This window comes from Bacillus sp. DX4.1, from assembly GCF_030348195.1.
In the GTDB taxonomy this organism is placed as follows: Bacteria; Bacillota; Bacilli; order Bacillales; family Bacillaceae_G; genus Bacillus_A.
In genome coordinates, this window is record NZ_JAUCFT010000008.1 from 3,182,655 (window position 1) to 3,200,162 (window position 17,508).

The 17,508-nt window shown below is 36.1% G+C and carries 16 protein-coding genes and 1 pseudogene; 3 read left to right on the forward strand and 14 right to left on the reverse strand.

Annotation, left to right across the window (positions count from 1 at the left end; all coding sequences use genetic code 11):
* Positions 1-33 precede the first annotated feature (33 nt).
* Positions 34-966: a phosphate/phosphite/phosphonate ABC transporter substrate-binding protein gene (locus tag QUF99_RS19105; protein WP_289372025.1), complete on the reverse strand. Its 933-nt coding sequence runs from the start codon at positions 964-966 to the stop codon at positions 34-36.
* A gap of 187 nt (positions 967-1,153) precedes the next feature.
* Between QUF99_RS19105 and QUF99_RS19110 the strand changes: the two genes are divergently transcribed.
* Positions 1,154-2,737: a bifunctional metallophosphatase/5'-nucleotidase gene (locus tag QUF99_RS19110; RefSeq protein WP_289372027.1), complete on the forward strand. Its 1,584-nt coding sequence runs from the start codon at positions 1,154-1,156 to the stop codon at positions 2,735-2,737.
* Between the two features lie 266 nt (positions 2,738-3,003).
* On the opposite strand, the gene QUF99_RS19115 is transcribed toward QUF99_RS19110, so the two are convergent.
* Both QUF99_RS19115 and QUF99_RS19120 read right to left on the reverse strand, forming a co-directional pair.
* Entirely contained in the window at positions 3,004-3,243 is a 240-nt protein-coding gene (locus QUF99_RS19115; RefSeq protein WP_286121291.1) for a DUF896 domain-containing protein, read from the reverse strand.
* 45 nt (positions 3,244-3,288) lie between these two features.
* Positions 3,289-3,945, reverse strand: coding sequence for a YneB family resolvase-like protein (locus QUF99_RS19120; RefSeq protein ID WP_289372029.1), 657 nt, complete (start codon positions 3,943-3,945; stop codon positions 3,289-3,291).
* 141 nt (positions 3,946-4,086) lie between these two features.
* Between QUF99_RS19120 and lexA the strand changes: the two genes are divergently transcribed.
* Positions 4,087-4,707: a transcriptional repressor LexA gene (lexA, locus tag QUF99_RS19125; RefSeq protein ID WP_289372031.1), complete on the forward strand. Its 621-nt coding sequence runs from the start codon at positions 4,087-4,089 to the stop codon at positions 4,705-4,707.
* 28 nt (positions 4,708-4,735) lie between these two features.
* Here lexA and QUF99_RS19130 read toward each other — a convergent pair whose 3' ends face one another.
* The 5 genes from QUF99_RS19130 to QUF99_RS19150 form a co-directional block, all read right to left on the reverse strand.
* Positions 4,736-5,536, reverse strand: coding sequence for a DUF4097 family beta strand repeat-containing protein (locus QUF99_RS19130; RefSeq protein ID WP_289372033.1), 801 nt, complete (start codon positions 5,534-5,536; stop codon positions 4,736-4,738).
* A gap of 5 nt (positions 5,537-5,541) precedes the next feature.
* Positions 5,542-6,084, reverse strand: a complete 543-nt coding sequence (locus QUF99_RS19135) for a DUF1700 domain-containing protein (protein WP_289372035.1) — start codon at positions 6,082-6,084, stop codon at positions 5,542-5,544.
* A gap of 3 nt (positions 6,085-6,087) precedes the next feature.
* The gene (locus tag QUF99_RS19140) at positions 6,088-6,399 is read right to left on the reverse strand and encodes a PadR family transcriptional regulator (RefSeq protein WP_289372037.1); all 312 of its coding nucleotides are present in this window, start codon (positions 6,397-6,399) and stop codon (positions 6,088-6,090) included.
* Positions 6,400-6,946: 547 nt separating this feature from the next.
* Positions 6,947-7,285 carry a YmaF family protein gene (locus tag QUF99_RS19145; protein WP_289372038.1) on the reverse strand — a complete coding sequence of 113 codons (339 nt, stop codon included), beginning with the start codon at positions 7,283-7,285 and terminating at the stop codon, positions 6,947-6,949.
* A 432-nt stretch (positions 7,286-7,717) separates the two neighbouring features.
* Positions 7,718-7,975 carry a hypothetical protein gene (locus QUF99_RS19150; protein WP_289372039.1) on the reverse strand — a complete coding sequence of 86 codons (258 nt, stop codon included), beginning with the start codon at positions 7,973-7,975 and terminating at the stop codon, positions 7,718-7,720.
* A 120-nt stretch (positions 7,976-8,095) separates the two neighbouring features.
* Between QUF99_RS19150 and QUF99_RS19155 the strand changes: the two are divergent.
* Positions 8,096-8,299 (forward strand): annotated as a pseudogene (locus QUF99_RS19155) (tyrosine-type recombinase/integrase); the annotation flags it as partial.
* A gap of 426 nt (positions 8,300-8,725) precedes the next feature.
* On the opposite strand, the gene QUF99_RS19160 reads toward QUF99_RS19155, so the two are convergent.
* The 6 genes from QUF99_RS19160 to QUF99_RS19185 all read right to left on the reverse strand — a co-directional run bounded on the left by QUF99_RS19160 (position 8,726) and on the right by QUF99_RS19185 (position 17,497).
* Positions 8,726-9,802: a C40 family peptidase gene (locus QUF99_RS19160; protein ID WP_289372041.1), complete on the reverse strand. Its 1,077-nt coding sequence runs from the start codon at positions 9,800-9,802 to the stop codon at positions 8,726-8,728.
* 183 nt (positions 9,803-9,985) lie between these two features.
* A complete protein-coding gene (locus tag QUF99_RS19165; protein ID WP_289372042.1) occupies positions 9,986-11,050 on the reverse strand; it encodes an N-acetylmuramoyl-L-alanine amidase in 1,065 nt (354 codons plus the stop codon).
* Positions 11,047-11,250 (reverse strand): hypothetical protein, encoded by a 204-nt coding sequence (locus QUF99_RS19170; protein ID WP_289372044.1) that lies wholly within the window; start codon positions 11,248-11,250, stop codon positions 11,047-11,049. Before QUF99_RS19170 ends, QUF99_RS19165 begins: the two co-directional genes overlap by 4 nt.
* A 1-nt stretch (position 11,251) precedes the next feature.
* On the reverse strand, positions 11,252-11,485 hold the full coding sequence (locus tag QUF99_RS19175) for a hemolysin XhlA family protein (protein ID WP_289372045.1): 234 nt from the start codon (positions 11,483-11,485) through the stop codon (positions 11,252-11,254).
* A 90-nt stretch (positions 11,486-11,575) separates the two neighbouring features.
* Positions 11,576-15,511, reverse strand: coding sequence for a phage tail protein (locus QUF99_RS19180; RefSeq protein ID WP_289372046.1), 3,936 nt, complete (start codon positions 15,509-15,511; stop codon positions 11,576-11,578).
* A 3-nt stretch (positions 15,512-15,514) separates the two neighbouring features.
* The gene (locus tag QUF99_RS19185; RefSeq protein WP_289372047.1) at positions 15,515-17,497 is read right to left on the reverse strand and encodes a pectate lyase family protein; all 1,983 of its coding nucleotides are present in this window, start codon (positions 17,495-17,497) and stop codon (positions 15,515-15,517) included.
* Positions 17,498-17,508 lie beyond the last annotated feature (11 nt).

Consider the following 17,508-nt stretch of genomic DNA (forward strand, 5'->3'; position numbering starts at 1 on the left):
ATCTTCAGTTATAATTTCAAAACATCATATATATTACTGCGTTTTTACTTTCTTTCCGTACTCGCGAACAATATCAAATTTGCTATCATCAGATTTGATATATCCTTCATGTGAATACACTTCTTTAATAATTTTATGCCCTTCTTCGTTCTTTCCAATTTCAATAAATGCATCTTGTAGTTTTTTCACCCAATCAGCATCCATATCAGAACGTACAGTAATCGTATCGTTTGGAATTTTCTCTGTAAATTTCACAATTTTTGTTTGATCAAATACGTTTGGATAGTCTTTTTTTACAATGTTACGAGCATCCTGGAATACAACTGCCGCATCCACATCACCATTGAGAAGAGCAATAATAGATTGGTCATGCCCTTTTAATGTAACAGGTTTCACATCTTTTAATGGATCAATACCCTCTTTCATCAGAACAGCTGCAGGCCATACATATCCAGCAGAAGATGTCACATCTTGATAACCAATTTTTTTACCTTTTAAATCCTTAATACTATTAATGTTAGAATCTTTCTTTACGACGAACTCAGATTTATAAAAATCTACTAGATCCTTTGTCGGTTGTCCTGTTGCATCATCTACTCCAAAACGCTGTGCTTGAAGTATCACATTTGCTGCTTTTTTTTCATGTGCTAACACATATGCAGTTGGAGGTAAAAAGCCCACATCTACTTGCTTAGATGCCATTGCTTCTACAATTGTGTTGTAATTTGTTGAAACACTTACTTTGACAGGGATATCAAGCTTATCGCTTAATAATTTTTCTAACGGTTTTGCTTTTGCTTCAAGCGTATCTGCATTTTGCGAAGGGACAAATTGAACATTTAATGTTTTGGGAACATACCCTTTTTTCGTATCTTCACTTCCACTTGTTTCCTTTGTTCCACACCCGCTTAATAGACCTACCGCTAATGCTACTGACGTACCCATTGCTAAAACTTTCTTAAACATGTCAAAGCCTCCAATTTTTGAATTATAAAATGACAAGCTGTAAACATGTAGAAATATATCATATATTTTTCCAGTTCCGCTTTAATTTACAGAAATTTTACACTTTTTAAACATTCTATATATTCTTCAGGCGTAATTATCTGTTATGCTGTATGAATAAGATGACAGTAAAAGAAGGCTGATAACATTGACTCTCGAAAACATTGTAAATATAGACATTTTGCTAACAAGTGATGTACACGGCACTATTTTTCCTATTCAATATCGGAATAACGAGAAAACAGAACGAGGAATCGCAAAAATTTCTACACGCATCACACAGGAACGTGCCCAAAATGAACATGTACTCGTAATTGATAATGGTGATTTCATACAAGGAACTCCACTCACCTATTACTACGCCAAATATATGCAGGAAGAAAAAAATCCAATGTCCATCATAGCCAATCATATTGGTTATGATGGAGCGATTATTGGAAATCATGAATTTAACTATGGAATGGACATATTAAACAAAGCTGTTATGAACGCAAATATGCCTTACCTAGCCGCTAATATTTTAGATAACCAAACAATGGAGCCTTACTTTGGAAAGCCCTATCTCATCAAACACATACATCCTGATATAAAGGTTGCAATATTGGGCGTAACAACTCATTACATCCCCAACTGGGAACAGCCACATCATATTGAAAACTTAACATTTGAAGACGCTCTAGAATCAACAAAAAAATGGGTAGCTTACATTCGTAAAAAGGAACAACCACATTTACTGATTGTGGCATACCATGGTGGATTTGAACGTGATTTACAAACAGGAGAGCCGACGGAAGTTTTAACTGGAGAAAATCAAGGATACGTAATGTGCCAAGAAATAGAAGGAATCAATATATTGTTAACAGGACATCAACATCGTTATGTCGCTCATACAAAAGTAAACGGTGTGACAGTCTTACAGGCAGGCTGCAATGGGCAAGTTTTAGGAAAAGTACATGTCTCCTTTACAAAACACAATAATAAGTGGATTGTTGAAGATTGTCATTCTGACTTGTTATCTGTAGAAGATGTTCCAGCAGATGAAACGGTACTTTCACTCGCATCTACATATGAGAAAAAAACGCAAGAATGGTTAGATCAGCCAATTGGTACGATTGTTGGTGATATGCTGATCCAAGATGCGATGCAAACGCGTTTACAAGATCATGCCTTTATTGAATTCATAAATAATGTGCAGATGCACGCGGCTGGTGTAAAGATTTCTTGTACGAGTCTGTTTCATAATGAAGCACCTGGCTTTCCGAATCGCATTACAATGAGAAATATTGTTTCGAATTATATTTATCCAAATACATTACAAGTGATTCGTGTTACAGGAAAAGATATAAAAGAGGCTCTTGAGCTATCTGCTACATATTTCACGCTAGATATGGACGGAAATATCATTGTAAATCCTTCTTTCATTGAACCAAAACCACAGCATTATAACTACGATATGTGGGAAGGAATTTCATATGTATTAAACATTTCAAAGCCAGTTGGACAAAGAGTCATTTCTTTACAACATCAAGGGTCTCCTATTCGATTTGATCAAGAGTATGATGTGGTCATGAACAATTATCGTGCAAGTGGTGGTGGAAATTATTCTATGTATCAAAATAAGCCCATTATAAAAGATATACCAATTGATATGTCTGAGCTTATTGCGAATTATATATTAGACCGAGGTACAATTGAAGCAACAACCAACCAAAATTGGCATGTTATCAAATAAGAAGTGATGAGTATATAAATACAAATTAAAAAACCGACATAAAACCCTTCTTTTTAGGTGGGAGAGAGCATCCGGCCATGCAAAGAAGCGGTCAGATCCTTTTCCTGCCCAGACACAGTGAAAACAAAGAGAGAAAACGAGTGCAGGTCACTTTTTGTTATCCATAGCCGCGGCTATATGTCGAAAAATCAAAATAGATTTATATAGTACTAACATCCTTATCTATTTCTACTAAAATCAAAAAAAAGATGGGCTATGCCCATCTTTTAATTTAGCTTTTCATTACCTTGCTTTTTTAACGCTTTTAATTTCGCCGGTGTAATGTCTTTACCTTCTTCGTTAACGACTTTGATCCCTTTTAATTCGTTTAACATATTTTGACGAAATCCTTTTAAATATTGTTCACGGAGCGATTGACGCTCACGTTGTTCTTCTTCAGTTAAACCTTCTGCTTTTGCTTTTTTCGCTAAGAAGTTAATGCGTTCAATGAGTTCGTGACTTAGCATCTCGAATCCCCTTTCTACTTAAAACTGTTTATTATCATACAATAGTTACTCTTGTTTATCAAGCATTTGCTTCGTATACTCCACATAACGACGATGTACCGTCGCTTTTGATACATCATGTCCAAAACCACGGAGCGTTGCTGCAATTTCCTCAAATGTTAATTCATTACGACGCAGACGAACAATCTCTTCAATTGGTACTTCTTTTTTTTCACGCCCTGTACTTAAATGACGGTTTTTTAAATTTTTCTCTGGACGAAATCCTTTTTCTACAGCTCGTTTCATCCCGCGTTTTATCTTCAAGTTATGAATTTTCCTCTGATATTCTTCTACTATACCAATAATATTTAGAACCATAGAATCAGAATCAGACAGCTGTAATTCACCATTATGTGTATGTGTATACACTTTTACCTCTTCTTTGTGTAAACAGTGCATTAAAGCAATTTTTGCATTTCCTCTTCCGAGACGTGTTTCATCTTGAATCAAAAGCACATCGACCTGTTCATCACGAATCATATCCAACACTTCTAATATCCCATCACGTTCAATGCTATAGCCACTCGCTTTTTCTTCTACAACTTTTATAACATTCATTTGATACAGCTTAGCTAAATGCAACAATTCATCTTTTTGGCGTGCTAATGATGTTTCCTGCGCTTCCTTCGTTGTGCTTACACGGGCATAAATGATTGCATTCATTTCGAAACCCTCTTCCTTACTTCGATTTTTCTATTAGTGTATCATGAATTGTCGCTTTGTTCGAACTTATGTTTGTAGAATGTTTTTTTGCATGTTATACTTATAAGTAAGAAAATTGAAAGAAAACGAGGTGTTAAAATCATGGAAAAGTTAACAAAACGACAGCAAGACATTCTCGACTTCATTAAGCTAAAAGTACAAGAAAAAGGCTATCCACCTTCCGTACGTGAAATCGGTCAAGCGGTTGGCCTTGCTTCTAGTTCTACTGTGCACGGACATTTATCTCGTCTAGAGGAAAAAGGTTATATTCGCCGCGACCCAACAAAGCCAAGGGCAATTGAAATTTTAGGATTCGACCGACTCGAAACGGATACGCAATCGGTCGTTCACGTACCGATTGTCGGAAAAGTTACAGCTGGTTCACCAATTACAGCAGTTGAAAGCGTAGAAGAACACTTCCCGCTTCCTGCAAACCTCGTTTCTGGATCTGATCAAGTATTTATGTTACGTATTTCGGGAAATAGTATGATTGAAGCGGGTATTTTTGATGAAGACTTAGTTGTTGTTCGCCAACAGCAATCTGCTTACAACGGTGAAATCGTTGTTGCTTTAACAGAAGAAAACGAAGCAACTGTAAAGCGTTTTTATAAAGAAAAAGATCATTTCCGTCTGCAACCAGAAAACTCTTCTTTAGAACCTATCCTCTTGGATAAAGTTTCTATTATCGGAAAAGTAATTGGTGTATATCGTCATTTACACTAAAAAATAGACCAGCCAGACTGGTCTATTTTTAGTTCGCTTCAATTGTTACATCTCCACCGGAAGTTTGCCCACTAATCTCCACTTGACCACTTCCAATTGTTACACTCTTCGTTTCTTCCTTAAAAATCTCCACTTCTCCAGCGAATGTTTTCCCACTTACTGTCGCATCTTTTGGTTTTTCTAGCAAACGAATATCGACATCTCCTGCCGTTGTGCTTGCTTTCACATCATATTTCGGGTCATGATCGATAACATCCACATCTCCACCAGTTGTTTTCGCCACAACTTTACCACTTACTTTTTTCATATTCACTTCTCCAGCTTTTGAAGATCCTTCCACTTCACTTGCCGTTACTTGCTCTACTTCTACATCTCCACCAAGCGTTGACGCATTCACACGATCACTTTTCACATCACTTACTCTTATATCACCTGCAGACGAACTCGCTTTTATTTCCTGGTATGAACGTTCTGGAACAATAACCGTTACTTTTGGTGTTTTAAACCCAAAAGATAAGAATGAAAAATCAAATGAAACTCCTTTTTTAATTTTCCCCTGAACTTTTAATGTATCTCCTTCTTCATCAATACTTACTTTTTGTTTCGCAACCCGTCCTGATCGCTTTACGTAAAAGGAAGAATCATTCCCTTTTTGAATCGTAACATCTCCGGCATCTACATCAATTTCTAACTTTTTAATTGCTTCATTTTTGATAACCTTTTCTGTATCCCCTTTTTCCGCTTCTTCTACTGTCTTGGCATATGTTTGCGATATACCAATAACACCAATAATGATACAAGCAGCAGCACCTAACAATATCTTTTTCATCTCATCTACTCTCCTTTAATCATTTTGAGGTTCCAATTGACATAGCGCATACAAAAATTCTTAAACCATTTTGTACAGTAGTAAGCACCTATACATAACAACAAACCAACTCCGACAAACGTAATAGAAACAAATACATCAAGCCATAAGAAAGTCCCAGTTAGTATCTTAATTACTACAAATAGTGGTGCCACAACGCTAGCAACCCCACCAACCCAAAGTGCAAATATAAAACTTACTATTACAATTAAAGGTCCTAATACAATAATCATATTTAATAAGCTAAGCCCAATCGCTGCCATCACAGCTCTTGTTATATTCGAAGCAGATGGATCTTTTTTCATCTCGTCAAAACGGTATAATGCCAGCATTTCTTTCGCAATTACTTTTGGTGAACCGAGTCCTTTTACAATTTCCCCTTCTGTTTTTCCTTCTTCTAGCCCAAACTGAAAATGTTCCTCATAATCGTATAAAATATCTTTTCTCTCTTCTTCTGGTAGCTTTTTAAGATGTCCCGATAATTCTCGAAGAAATTGTTCTTTATTCATTGATTACACCTCTTCAATAATTTCTTGTACCCCTTTTGCAAAATCACGCCATTCCGCTACAAGTAAATGGAGCTGCTCTTCCCCTTGCTCTGTTAATTGATAATATTTACGCGGTGGTCCTTCTGTTGATTCTTTTAAATACGTTTGAAAATACCCCTCTTTTGTTAAACGACGCAATAACGGGTATACCGATCCTTCCGATATTAAAAATTTATTGGAGATTTGCTGCACGAGTTCATAACCATAGCAATCTTTCTTTTTGACAAGTGCCAGTACACAAAGTTCTAGCACACCTTTTTTAAACTGAACGTTCAAAGACAATCCTCCTTTCAATCAGTACTACTCAATACAAGATACTTCCGTTACCAATAATATACCATTTACTATTGTTCAATGCAAGGTACTGACGAATATTTAAAGGTGATTATTTCCATTTATAGTCTTCATCTAGATTAACCTCATAAAGTGAAACTTTATGAGGTGGGGGGTTCTTCATCCCCCTACTTATTATTAGCCCTCACCAATCGGGCTTTTCTGGGCATTTTATCTCTCACCCAACTTCTTTTGCTTTTAGCAGAACTTTGAGGTAGAGTTTTACTGCCCGCAAATAGCCAGATTAAAAAAACTGACTTTTCCCTATTCAAACATAGAGTAAAGTCAGGATTTAGTTGTACTGCTTACGGATTATTATGACCTAACGTAACAACGGCAGAAACATAATCACAATCCATTTTATTTCGAACAGATCATATATTTGTTTGAAAGGTATAATGAAAAATTCCAGATTTAGCAGTATTAAAAAAACACAAGGAAAAAGCTCACGTCATATTGAGACGTATGCTTTCCTTGAAGAATGATCTTCTTATTTATTACCTGGGGCAGGCTGATCTACTCCCTTAATACGATGCCTATGACCATTATCTTCGGTGGTATAAAAATCGTAATAATGAACATGCATCCCATTTCCAACTGGAATGGCTGGTCCCGATTGTGCCTTATAATAATGGTTATGTCCATCTTCGAATACCACATATCCTTCTGTATAGTGTATATGTCCCCCATCCTGTACTGGAATTGGCGGAGATGTTACATCTAAGCATTGATGCACATGGCCTGCCTCAACAGATGTATAATCTACAGACCCATGGTTATGATTTGGTACAAACCCAGAAACAAAATCATTTCTCCCTACTCTATTCACTCTACTCACTCCTTGTCCATAAATATAAACTTTATAAACTTATATGCTTAGAACAAGAAATAATTCCTAACACCAAGGCCACATCAAGCTTTACTTTTCTAATTTATTCCATACCGCTTTAACATACCTCTTCCAAAACGTTTTCTTTCATAAAGTGAAACTTTGATCAGTAGGGTTTTTCTTCATCCCCCACTGATCATCAGCCCTCACCAATCGGGCTTTTACGGACAGTTTATTCCCCACCCAATTTCTTGACTTCCTGCCGAATTTTGAGGTAGGGATATTATTGCCCTTTAATACGAGATAAATATATACTCGTCTCATCCAAGCGTGCACGATGCTTCCACAACAGTATTTCTACTTATGTGCTCAATACTTACACACGTTTGTGAAGGATTTACTCATGCAATAAAAAAAGCACCCATAGGATGCTTACACTGTTTCAACAATATAAACTAGTGATTTTTGTGAAGGAATTACGTATGAATTCCTTTCATGCCTATGAAGATAAGCAGTGTACTTCTGAATGACTTTAAATTCTTTTGAACTTTTACTGTCGAAGTGAGACACTCCATCACATAATACAAATATTCTATCGTTACCAAAATACAGTAAAGTAGAAATTTCTCTTTCGGTGTACGTGTCTCCTATTTCTAATTCTTTTTGGATTCTATCTTGATAAAATGACATTTGCTCACCTCCTTCTATCTTATAGATAAGATAAGGAGGATATGCCTACAATAAAAAAGTAACCGTAATGGATGCATCATAAGATTAGGAATCCTATTTTCTGTTCCTTAATTATTACGTTTACCCAAATTAGAAATCCATTCACTTCGACATACTCATGCAGTTCTATTGTTAGAATCAGGTACAAGTATGAAATACATTCAAGATCGTTTAGGTCATAAGAATATTGAAATCACATCCAATGTTTATTCACATATCAGCGAGAAAATCAATAAAGATTCTATCGCTGAATTTGAAACATATATGAATGACGTTTTAGGGTGATGCTAATTTTTGTTTTTTCGTGGATGAATTGTAGGTAAATAGATTCTGTTGTATTAAAAAGTGTTTCACCCACAAAAGAAAAAAAGCCCCGATACCGTAGTATCAAGGCTTCTAACTCTTAGTAAAGAGTCATATATTGATCGCGTTCCCATTGGTGAACTTGTGTTCTAAACAAAAATCAATAAAGATTTGTATCTATTAAGCTATGCATAAATGTTGTAGCACCAATGTTTAACGACAATTGTTTGTATATTGACTTTCGATAATATTCGTTTGTTTTTGAAATAAATATGGTCAAAATATGGTCATTAAACGGTCGACAAAACATAGCCTGCTTTTGCGGGCTTTTCTTTATTCACAATTCTCCCTTAAAACATATCAATTTAAATGTTATTTTTTAAACAAAAAAGAGCCGGCTTTGTTCATTTAGTTAAATACTCCATTATTTGCACATCGTTGTAACATGTGTACAAGAATTTCCTCTGTCACTTCTCCATGTGGATGAGAATTACCATCAATAAATCCTTTTTCTACTCCCCATTTCCATGCATCTCGTGCCCAATCTGATGGTTCTCCATTTCGGTAACTTGTATCAGCAGCAACTGATACTGTGCTTCCATTACCTGAGAATACTTTGTTGTTGTATACACGTTGTAACATGTGTACAAGAATTTCCTCTGTCACTTCTCCATGCGGATGAGAATTACCATCGATAATTCCTTTTTCTACTCCCCATTTCCATGCATCTCGCGCCCAATCTGATGGTTCTCCATTTCGATAACTAGTATCAGCAGCAACTGATACTGCGCTTCCACTACCTGAGAATACTTTGTTGTTGTATACACGTTGTAACATGTGTACAAGAATTTCTTCTGACACTGTTCCATGTGGGTGAGAGTTACCATCAATAATTCCTTTTTCTACTCCCCATTTCCATGCATCTCGCGCCCAATCTGATGGTTCTCTATTTTCTTGAGAGCCTCCATTATCAACAGCACCGGCTACTCGACCATAACCTAAGAAATGACTTTGGTTATAAGAACTATTTTTATTAGAAATAGTTACTCCTGTACTTTCATCTCCAGCATGGACAAACTGTGTATCATTTATCATAATCCCAACGTATGATGGACCTGGTTTATATGTATTTTGAAGAAAAATTAAATCCCCCGGTCTTGGGTCGGAAACTTTTTGAATTAAGCTTGAATTCCAATAACCAGCTACACTTGTACGAGAAATATTAACTCCATTATTTTTTAAAACATAGTAAATAAAGCCACTGGAATCAAATGCATTAGGACCAGATGCACCAAACACATAAGGTTTACCTATCTGTTTCTTTGCAAAATCTACTATTTGATTTGTACTAATTGTAGCTCTAGCTGTAATAGACTGTGAATATTGCTGGTTCGAAACATTATTTTGTTCTGCAAATGCACTTTCTACAAAAACTGTAGTACCCATCAATGCTGTGCAAATTCCTGAGACAACTAATTTTTTCATATTCCCCACTTCACTTCCTAAAATATTGATTTTTTTCTATATACTGTTTCTTATATGAGATTACATTATTTTTAATTATTTTTCTAGATTAATATTAATATATATGAAATTAATTATTCAATAGATTTTTCATAGTATTATTCAAAAATAAAAAAGCAGGCTCCCAATAATAGGAGCCTGCTTTTAGCTTACTCTTACATATGTCGGACTTGCTGTAATATAGAATGTTTCTCCACGCGAATTATGAACTTTGTACTGAAAGTATCCATCCACTTTTACTTTTTCATCGATGGTAAATCCTAACCCAGCATCTACAGAACCAGCAACATCTTTATCCTGCCAAGAAGGAGAATCATAGAAACGCAGGTTGTCCACTTTAGAAACAACACGTTTGCCTACAATAGATGAATCTACAGTGCTTTTCTTCTCGAATTTAATGTAAGATGGATCATATTTAGCCCATTGCTCTCCACCAAGATTTAGCCAGCCGTCTTTTTCACTCCATACAACATATGTTTCTGGTTTGTTTAGTTGGCGAATTACAGAATAGCTTGCGCCTGGGCCTTTTCGTAAATTAATGTTATATCCTTCGATGTACGCAATGCCATCATTAACAGCACTTGGTACTTCTGCTGGTTTAGAAGGTTTATCAGGAACAGAAATATCAACATTAGAATCATTGTAAGCACGCTTTACATCTGCACGGAATTGCGCCTCTGATACCCCATGACTTTTTAGATAATCAAGTGGGTCTTCATGATCAGTGCCACCAAGGTATTTTGTCACATCGTAATGTGTCCATAACCCTTTTTCTACAGATAACCCACGATCACGCAAAATCTTAGCAAGTAACTTCACGTATTTATCATATGAACGTTTGAATTTATCATAGTCTGCTGTTTCGCAAAGCTCTACATGTACAAATCGTTTATTTGCACCAGAACCAGCGCCATAAGCGATATACTTTGTATCGGCGATTTGAATTGTTTCATTCCAATCGACTGCATAATGTACAAAAGCCGAACGCCAAGTGCGAGTTTCATACTTTTGAATATTGATAGCCGGAGCTTCCGGTGTTGCTGTAGAATGCGCAACTACTCCTTCATAAGCCCCCACACCGCCCCTGTATGGCGTTTTAGATAAATCAGGTATAATAAGTTGTCTATCCGCAAAAGCTCCTGTTACAAACGAAAACAAGAGTAATAGTGTCATACATAGTGAGGATGCTAGTTTCATTGATTTTTTCATTGGATATCTTCTCCTTTTTCTTCATGATCTGTCCAAATACCAAGTGATACACCTACTGCAAAAACATACGGTAATAATTCATCTAGTAAGCTCTTCGTTTCTGGCATACCAAACTTCGTAAATAAAAATCCAAGCAATGAAAAAACCGCAACCCATGTTTTCCAGTTGCGGAATCGTTTTTTCATATTTTCTTTGTTCATCTTACACTCCACCTTTCAATAACAAACTAAGTAGTGCAGCTATAATCGCTCCGATGATGATTCGAAGAATCCATGTTGTATTGGCACTGATTTTATCTAATTGTTTATTGATGTTAACAATGTCTTTTTCGTTTCCTGTTGTACGTGTTTCAAGGTTTCTAATATCACGTTGCATATCTTTTTGATCGGATTCGATTTGTTGGATCTTTTGCTTTAAATCGAGAATTTCTTGCATCTTTTCACCCCTTACAAAATAAAAAAAGACCACTTTATGTGCCCTTGTGCCTATCTGTTATTTAGTTATGATTGTTTTGGTTTCAACTTCTCATTTTCTGCTCTCAACTCTTGATTTTCTGCCTCTAACTCGATGATGCGCGCAAGATAGATATTTTTCTCGTGTGTAGCAACGTGTAGTTGTTCTTCCATGACTTTTGCGTAAACTTCTGCGTTTGCTGTTATTTTCATCAATAATCACCTTTTCTATTTGATTTAATCTACCATCTGTTTTTTGTACATACTGCTGAAAACCTTTTATCGTAACGGATAAAGAAGCATACAAATTGACTCCTTTTCGTTCTGTATCTGTGAATACAATTGGACAATCATCTACCATGAATCCGTAGTATTTTGGAATATCATTTAATGTATACGGTGGTTGACCTTCTTCTTTTTGCTCACGCATGTCATACAAGTTAGCTATATCACTTTTAAAGTAGTATTCTTTTATTTTTAATGATAAGACATCTTGTAGCGCATCAAACTGTAAGTCCTTTACATACGTTTTCAGTTTTCGTTGAGATGTAGTTTTATATTCTGTCGCTACAACACCGTTATGACTTGAACCACTACCAGATTTGATTTGTAAATAACCATTCCAACCTTCGTCACAATAAAGCATTGCTTTATATAGTGATAACCTTGATACTTTATCCCCTGTGAACCACTCGTTTTCGTATTGACCGAAACGTGTTAACTTCAATCCAAATGGAGAAAGAACAGCTCTTTCGTTATTCTCTGGATCTAATAACGTTATTGCAGGACGCCACCAAGCATTATCACCGTCATAAGCTCGTGCTGTAACGGTTTTTCCTTTGCCCTGGTCTAATAAAGTGAATGACTGTGCTCCATATGTTGCACTATCATTTCCTGTACTAAAAGAAGCGCCTGATGCTGTCATTTCTACATAATTCGCTTCTTTTCCATCTGGTTTATAACCTCTACTATAGAATTTACCGCCTTCTAACCCTGTTATAAATTTCGCAGCCCCCTGATTCCACTGGTTAGGGGTTACGTTACCTTGCGTGAAAATTCGACCGTTAGACATCTCTGTAAACTTCGAACTATCTGCTGGATCTTTTGCTCGAATGGTAATACCTTCAAGTAATTTACCAGCAATAGATTCAGCTGTAACAGCACCAACCAAATTAATACGCTTCGCTGCAATCTTTACTTCTTCAGCTGTTTGATTAATCGTTGAGATAACGTTACCTTTGCGGACTGTATTAATAATCTCTTTTTCAGTAACCTCAATACGTCCTTCCATTGTTTTCACATAAGAATCTGTAGCATATTTACCGTCTGATTGTTGTCTTGTGTATACTTCTGTTGTTTTAGCTGAAAGTTTGATTCCTTCTTCATTAACTGTGAATCTGTTATCTATCTCGTTGACTTTCTTGTTGTAATCAGCTGTCGCTACTTTTTCAGCCAAATCATCCAAGATCTTATCTTTATCTACCATATCGTTTGGATTTTCCATAAATGTACTAGCAACAGTCCCTTTTTGTAGCATAGGTTGCGCTAACCAAAACGTCCCATTCTGCAAGACATATGCTCTTAAACCAACAGTAACTGCATCAGTTGGCGCTTTTAGTGTGTGTGATTGTCTAACCCATGTATCGTTAGGAATAGCGAAGTCATTAGTAGCAGCTTTTAATTGAGTACCATCCGATTTCCAAAAAATCGGTACCATTCTAATTTTACCGCGGTCATGTTCTTCTATATTTTTAGTATAAAAATACGCAGAAACAACAACATCTTCACCTGGCGTTACTGAAACCCTATTGGATGTAAAGCTATTATAAGCAGGCGCAGTCTCTCCAGTAACAGCTAATTTCAGACTAAAATCACCTAAGTGTATTGTGTTTTTATCGACAATCGCAGGGAACTTAGAGCCAATTCCCCAATATTTCGTACCATTAGTGAATGTAGAGTTACGAATAAGGTTAATACTGCTAATCCCACCAACATAATCTTCTACTTGCTTAATTCCAACTTTACCCTCAATAGATTTAGCTTGTGTTTCGAGAGTAGATTTCGCTTGTTCTAACTGCTCCCCTTGCGTCGTTTGTGTTTTAGAAATGCTTTCTACACTTTGTTTAATAGAATCAGTTGTACGAGTCAATTCCGCTGTTTTTTGTTCGAATTGAATTTGTTTCTGTTCGACACTCGTTAACTTCTCTGTAATCTGCCCTGCTTTTTCTTCAATTTCAGTTGTTTTCTTAGAAAGATTGCCAACAGTTGTTTTTTGTTCGTCCACAGTTGTTTTTATATCTGAAATAGTACGAGTATTACCTTCAGCTGTTTGCTTCGCTTCATTTGCGGCTTCTGATACTGAAGTTAGATTGTTTCCTAAGTCAGTGACGCTTTGCTTTGTAGCCATTTGTTTGATAGCTTCATCAGTTTGTGTGAACTTAGTTCCAATATCCTCAAACTTCTCAATGTTACCATTCTGATTTGTTTCGTATATTTGTTTACTTACGAAACCTTCAAGTTTCTTGTCACTCTCTTCTCTTGTGTAAACTCCACTTTTGTCAGCTTTGTCTTTTAGTTGCTCATTTAACCAATCTCCTTCAACCTTACTTTCCATATCAGATATAATCTGTTGTATTTCCTTGTTTGTTTTTCCCTCGGAAGCTTTAATTGCACCGTCAACATCTGGAACGATTATATCCCATGTTTTACCGTTCCACTTTTTCAATATACCAGGCTTACCTTTCGAGGTATCCAGCCACAATGATTTGTCAGCTTCTAAGTTATCTGTTGGGGCTGTATTACTCTCGATGATTCTCGTTTGAAAGTTCTTTTGATTCTCTTTAACCAATTCAGCAAGTTTTTTTGCCGCTTCGCTTTCTTGCTTGGCTTCTTCTACTTTTTCATCTGTTATAGCGTTGATTCGATCAGTATAGTTACTCGATTCCTCTAAGAGCTTTTTATCAAGTTCTTTTACAATAGAAAGAATGTCAGAAGTCCATTTCTTTTGTTCTTCCGTACGGTCAACCAATTCGTCACGCTTATTACTGAACTCGTAGACGTTCGGTGTCTGTTCAAATGGATAACGAGTACGCTTTACTACTCGCACATCAAAGTCCATGTTGTATTTATGGTGCTGTAGAATTGCCCTATCTCCAACTTTCGGTTCGTTAGAATCATCAAAACTTGCTTCTTTATGATCCACAGTGATAGAAACCACGGGGATATCATTCACCTCTGCCATACAACGTTCTTCTGCTGTTGCATTATCTTTCACACGATCATCATCAATATTTTCTGCTTGTCGGTAACGTATAAGCTCAGGCATCTTGTATTTCAGAGGTGATTCATAATAGTACGTAAATTGTGGACCTCCACCTTCTTCTTCAGAAGGCTTATGTCCTAACAACAGAACAGAAAATGAACAATTACTATCATCAGTTGTTTTCTTAATAGCATTTACGTTATAGCCGAATTTATATAATTTATCTGTCTTTTTACCGATTCTATCAGCGAAAATAACTGTCATATTATCAAAAATACATTCGATATCGAAGCGATCTAACACTTTACGAATCATTTTCATTCGACCTTCGCCGCCAAAATTATCAAATTGTACTTGATTATGTTTTGAACAACGATTGATGAACTTAAAATTACTTCCGGCAAATGCATGAGAGAGTGCTTCGTCAATAGAGAAATAGCCAGTTATCTTCCTCTCTTGCGTTTGCAAAGATAGTTCTGCACCGATCTGTATCGCATCACAATCCTTGAATCCTAATTCGTCTTGATGATTGACTAAAATGATATAGTATTGTCCTTCAAAGATAAGTAGATTTCTATCTTCCACATACTCGTATACTCTTTTATTCATCTCTGTATCAGTAGCAACAAACCGAATAGAAGACGGCTCATTCTTGCCCTCTATTACTTCGAATTGCTGCATATCGATAAGATGAAATTGGTCACCTGTTCCTAGCTGTTCAATTTTAGGTCTTTCAACTCGTTTCATACATTACCAACCCACTTCTAACACATCGAATTTATTATTATAATCAGAACCATCTTTAACAAAGGAGCCGCCTTTACAAATTGCTGAAATGCGACTGTCTTGTAAATTTTCTGCACGAATCGTCCGTGCTTGTACATCTGAAACGATAGATCGGAAAGTCTTCTTATTTCCACCTGCTATAGAAATTTCTCCTATGTGCAAGTCTGCTCGTGATGGCCATCCTACTTTGTTGTTATACTTTAACATGCCACCATGAATTGCCCAGTCGAGGGTAAAGTAATTCCAAATACCGTCTTCCCAGCACTCTTGCACATCTGGATTAATGATTTTCGCTCCTACTCCGTAATCAGTTGTGATTCCTTTATTAAATCCTTTTACAACAGGGTTGATGACACGAATATTTTTATATTGTGGTGCTGTGTCACCTTCTTTTGATTTAAACCACACACCTCTTGAAGTTTCTTTATTTTTGCCATTTCGAATATTTACACCTTCAATTGTGAAATCCTCACAGGAGTCATTTTGAATTTGAAATACTAAGCCATGACCTATATCATTACCAATACATTTTTCTGTTTTGAAGTAAGAGACATTGTTAAATAATCCAAGCTCTTCTAATACGTTTTCTGCTTGGACGTTATAATTAATACTTTTGTGAATTACTTTATCAATAGGTGTAATCTCCGTTAACCCTTTTTTCACATTTTTTAATTTAAGATTCACAGTCACATTGTCACAAGCTGTAAGATCGTAAGGCTTCGCATTTTGGCTTGTGAGCGTATTTTTGTCATTAAATACATAAATACCTACCACTGCACCAACTGCCGTTGTAGCGTTACAATCAATAGCTTCTATATCTATTTCTGAATCTTTTACGGCATTAAGAGCAACGTACGCTTGAGACTCGCCACCATTACAGACTTTTGTATCGACTTTTACATCTTGGCAATGCGATAGCACAAATACTTTTGCATCTTTCAGCTTTTTTAAATCAAATACTCCACCTTTGAAAATAATGTCTCTTGTCTTATCGTACCCGCCAATGTTAACTGTATCTTTATTAGTAAAAAATGTTGTACTTCCTGCCTTTAATGTAAATACAGCATTCGGATCAGAACGGACATTAATGTTACTCGGGATTTCTAAATCCCCAATTGTATACGTCCCTGCTGGTATATCTAATGTTTTCCCTGCCGATTCATTTAACGCTTTTTGAAATGCTGCATTATCATTCCCGTAATACTTCACGCTGTTATATGGAATCATAGCGCGAATTGCAACATCTAATGAAGGATGGTCACCTTTTATGTTTAACACTTCTTGTTTTATGTCATCATATGCACCTTCCCATGCTAAAGCCTTCCACCCATCTATAACACTGTCGTTTTTGTGATTAAGCCATACTTTTCTATTTGTCCAATCAAAGCAAACCAGTGTAGATGTTCCAGATGCGTTATACAGAGAGAAGTTCATAACAAATCCTGTATTTGTTGATGTTGGAGCATTTATAACCCCTTTATAAAATCGTCTAATTGCAAATGGCTCATCAAAAAGCTTGTATAAATCGAATGGGTTAGTTGCGTTTGCAATATCAAAACCCCTACCTGTATCATCGGTAATTTTTGACTTTTGAAATACCTCTGTACCATCTAATCTATTTTTAAACTCCAGGGTTAAATCTCGTAAAGTTGTCTTTCCTAATCTTGCTGCAACTACTTCATCAAAATCTGAAGGATTGGCTGTTAGGAAATCTAAAATCATTCTTTCGACTATATTCAAAACGTTCGTATCGCCATCTCGAATCATTTTTTCTAAATTCGTTTTATCAATACCATATCGACCTAAAAAACTATTAAAATCATTAACTAAATTACTATGATTGATTGCGTTTTTAGTTATTCCACCATAAATTAAGTCTACTTCTTCATTCAGTTGCATTCGTTCATCAGCACTTATAGGACTATTAATGTAATGTTTTCTTTGCATTTTCTCACCCC

Excerpts from the sequence above, each read along its gene's own strand:
- QUF99_RS19175 (WP_289372045.1), bottom strand. The coding sequence starts at position 11,485 with ATGCAAGAAATTCTCGATTTAAAGCAAAAGATCCAACAAATCGAATCC.
- QUF99_RS19130 (WP_289372033.1), bottom strand. The coding sequence starts at position 5,536 with ATGAAAAAGATATTGTTAGGTGCTGCTGCTTGTATCATTATTGGTGTT.
- QUF99_RS19115 (WP_286121291.1), bottom strand. The coding sequence starts at position 3,243 with ATGCTAAGTCACGAACTCATTGAACGCATTAACTTCTTAGCGAAAAAA.
- QUF99_RS19185 (WP_289372047.1), bottom strand. The coding sequence starts at position 17,497 with ATGCAAAGAAAACATTACATTAATAGTCCTATAAGTGCTGATGAACGA.
- QUF99_RS19120 (WP_289372029.1), bottom strand. The coding sequence starts at position 3,945 with ATGAATGCAATCATTTATGCCCGTGTAAGCACAACGAAGGAAGCGCAG.
- QUF99_RS19135 (WP_289372035.1), bottom strand. The coding sequence starts at position 6,084 with ATGAATAAAGAACAATTTCTTCGAGAATTATCGGGACATCTTAAAAAG.
- QUF99_RS19170 (WP_289372044.1), bottom strand. The coding sequence starts at position 11,250 with ATGAACAAAGAAAATATGAAAAAACGATTCCGCAACTGGAAAACATGG.
- lexA (WP_289372031.1), top strand. The coding sequence starts at position 4,087 with ATGGAAAAGTTAACAAAACGACAGCAAGACATTCTCGACTTCATTAAG.
- QUF99_RS19165 (WP_289372042.1), bottom strand. The coding sequence starts at position 11,050 with ATGAAAAAATCAATGAAACTAGCATCCTCACTATGTATGACACTATTA.
- QUF99_RS19180 (WP_289372046.1), bottom strand. The coding sequence starts at position 15,511 with ATGAAACGAGTTGAAAGACCTAAAATTGAACAGCTAGGAACAGGTGAC.
- QUF99_RS19105 (WP_289372025.1), bottom strand. The coding sequence starts at position 966 with ATGTTTAAGAAAGTTTTAGCAATGGGTACGTCAGTAGCATTAGCGGTA.
- QUF99_RS19150 (WP_289372039.1), bottom strand. The coding sequence starts at position 7,975 with ATGTCATTTTATCAAGATAGAATCCAAAAAGAATTAGAAATAGGAGAC.
- QUF99_RS19160 (WP_289372041.1), bottom strand. The coding sequence starts at position 9,802 with ATGAAAAAATTAGTTGTCTCAGGAATTTGCACAGCATTGATGGGTACT.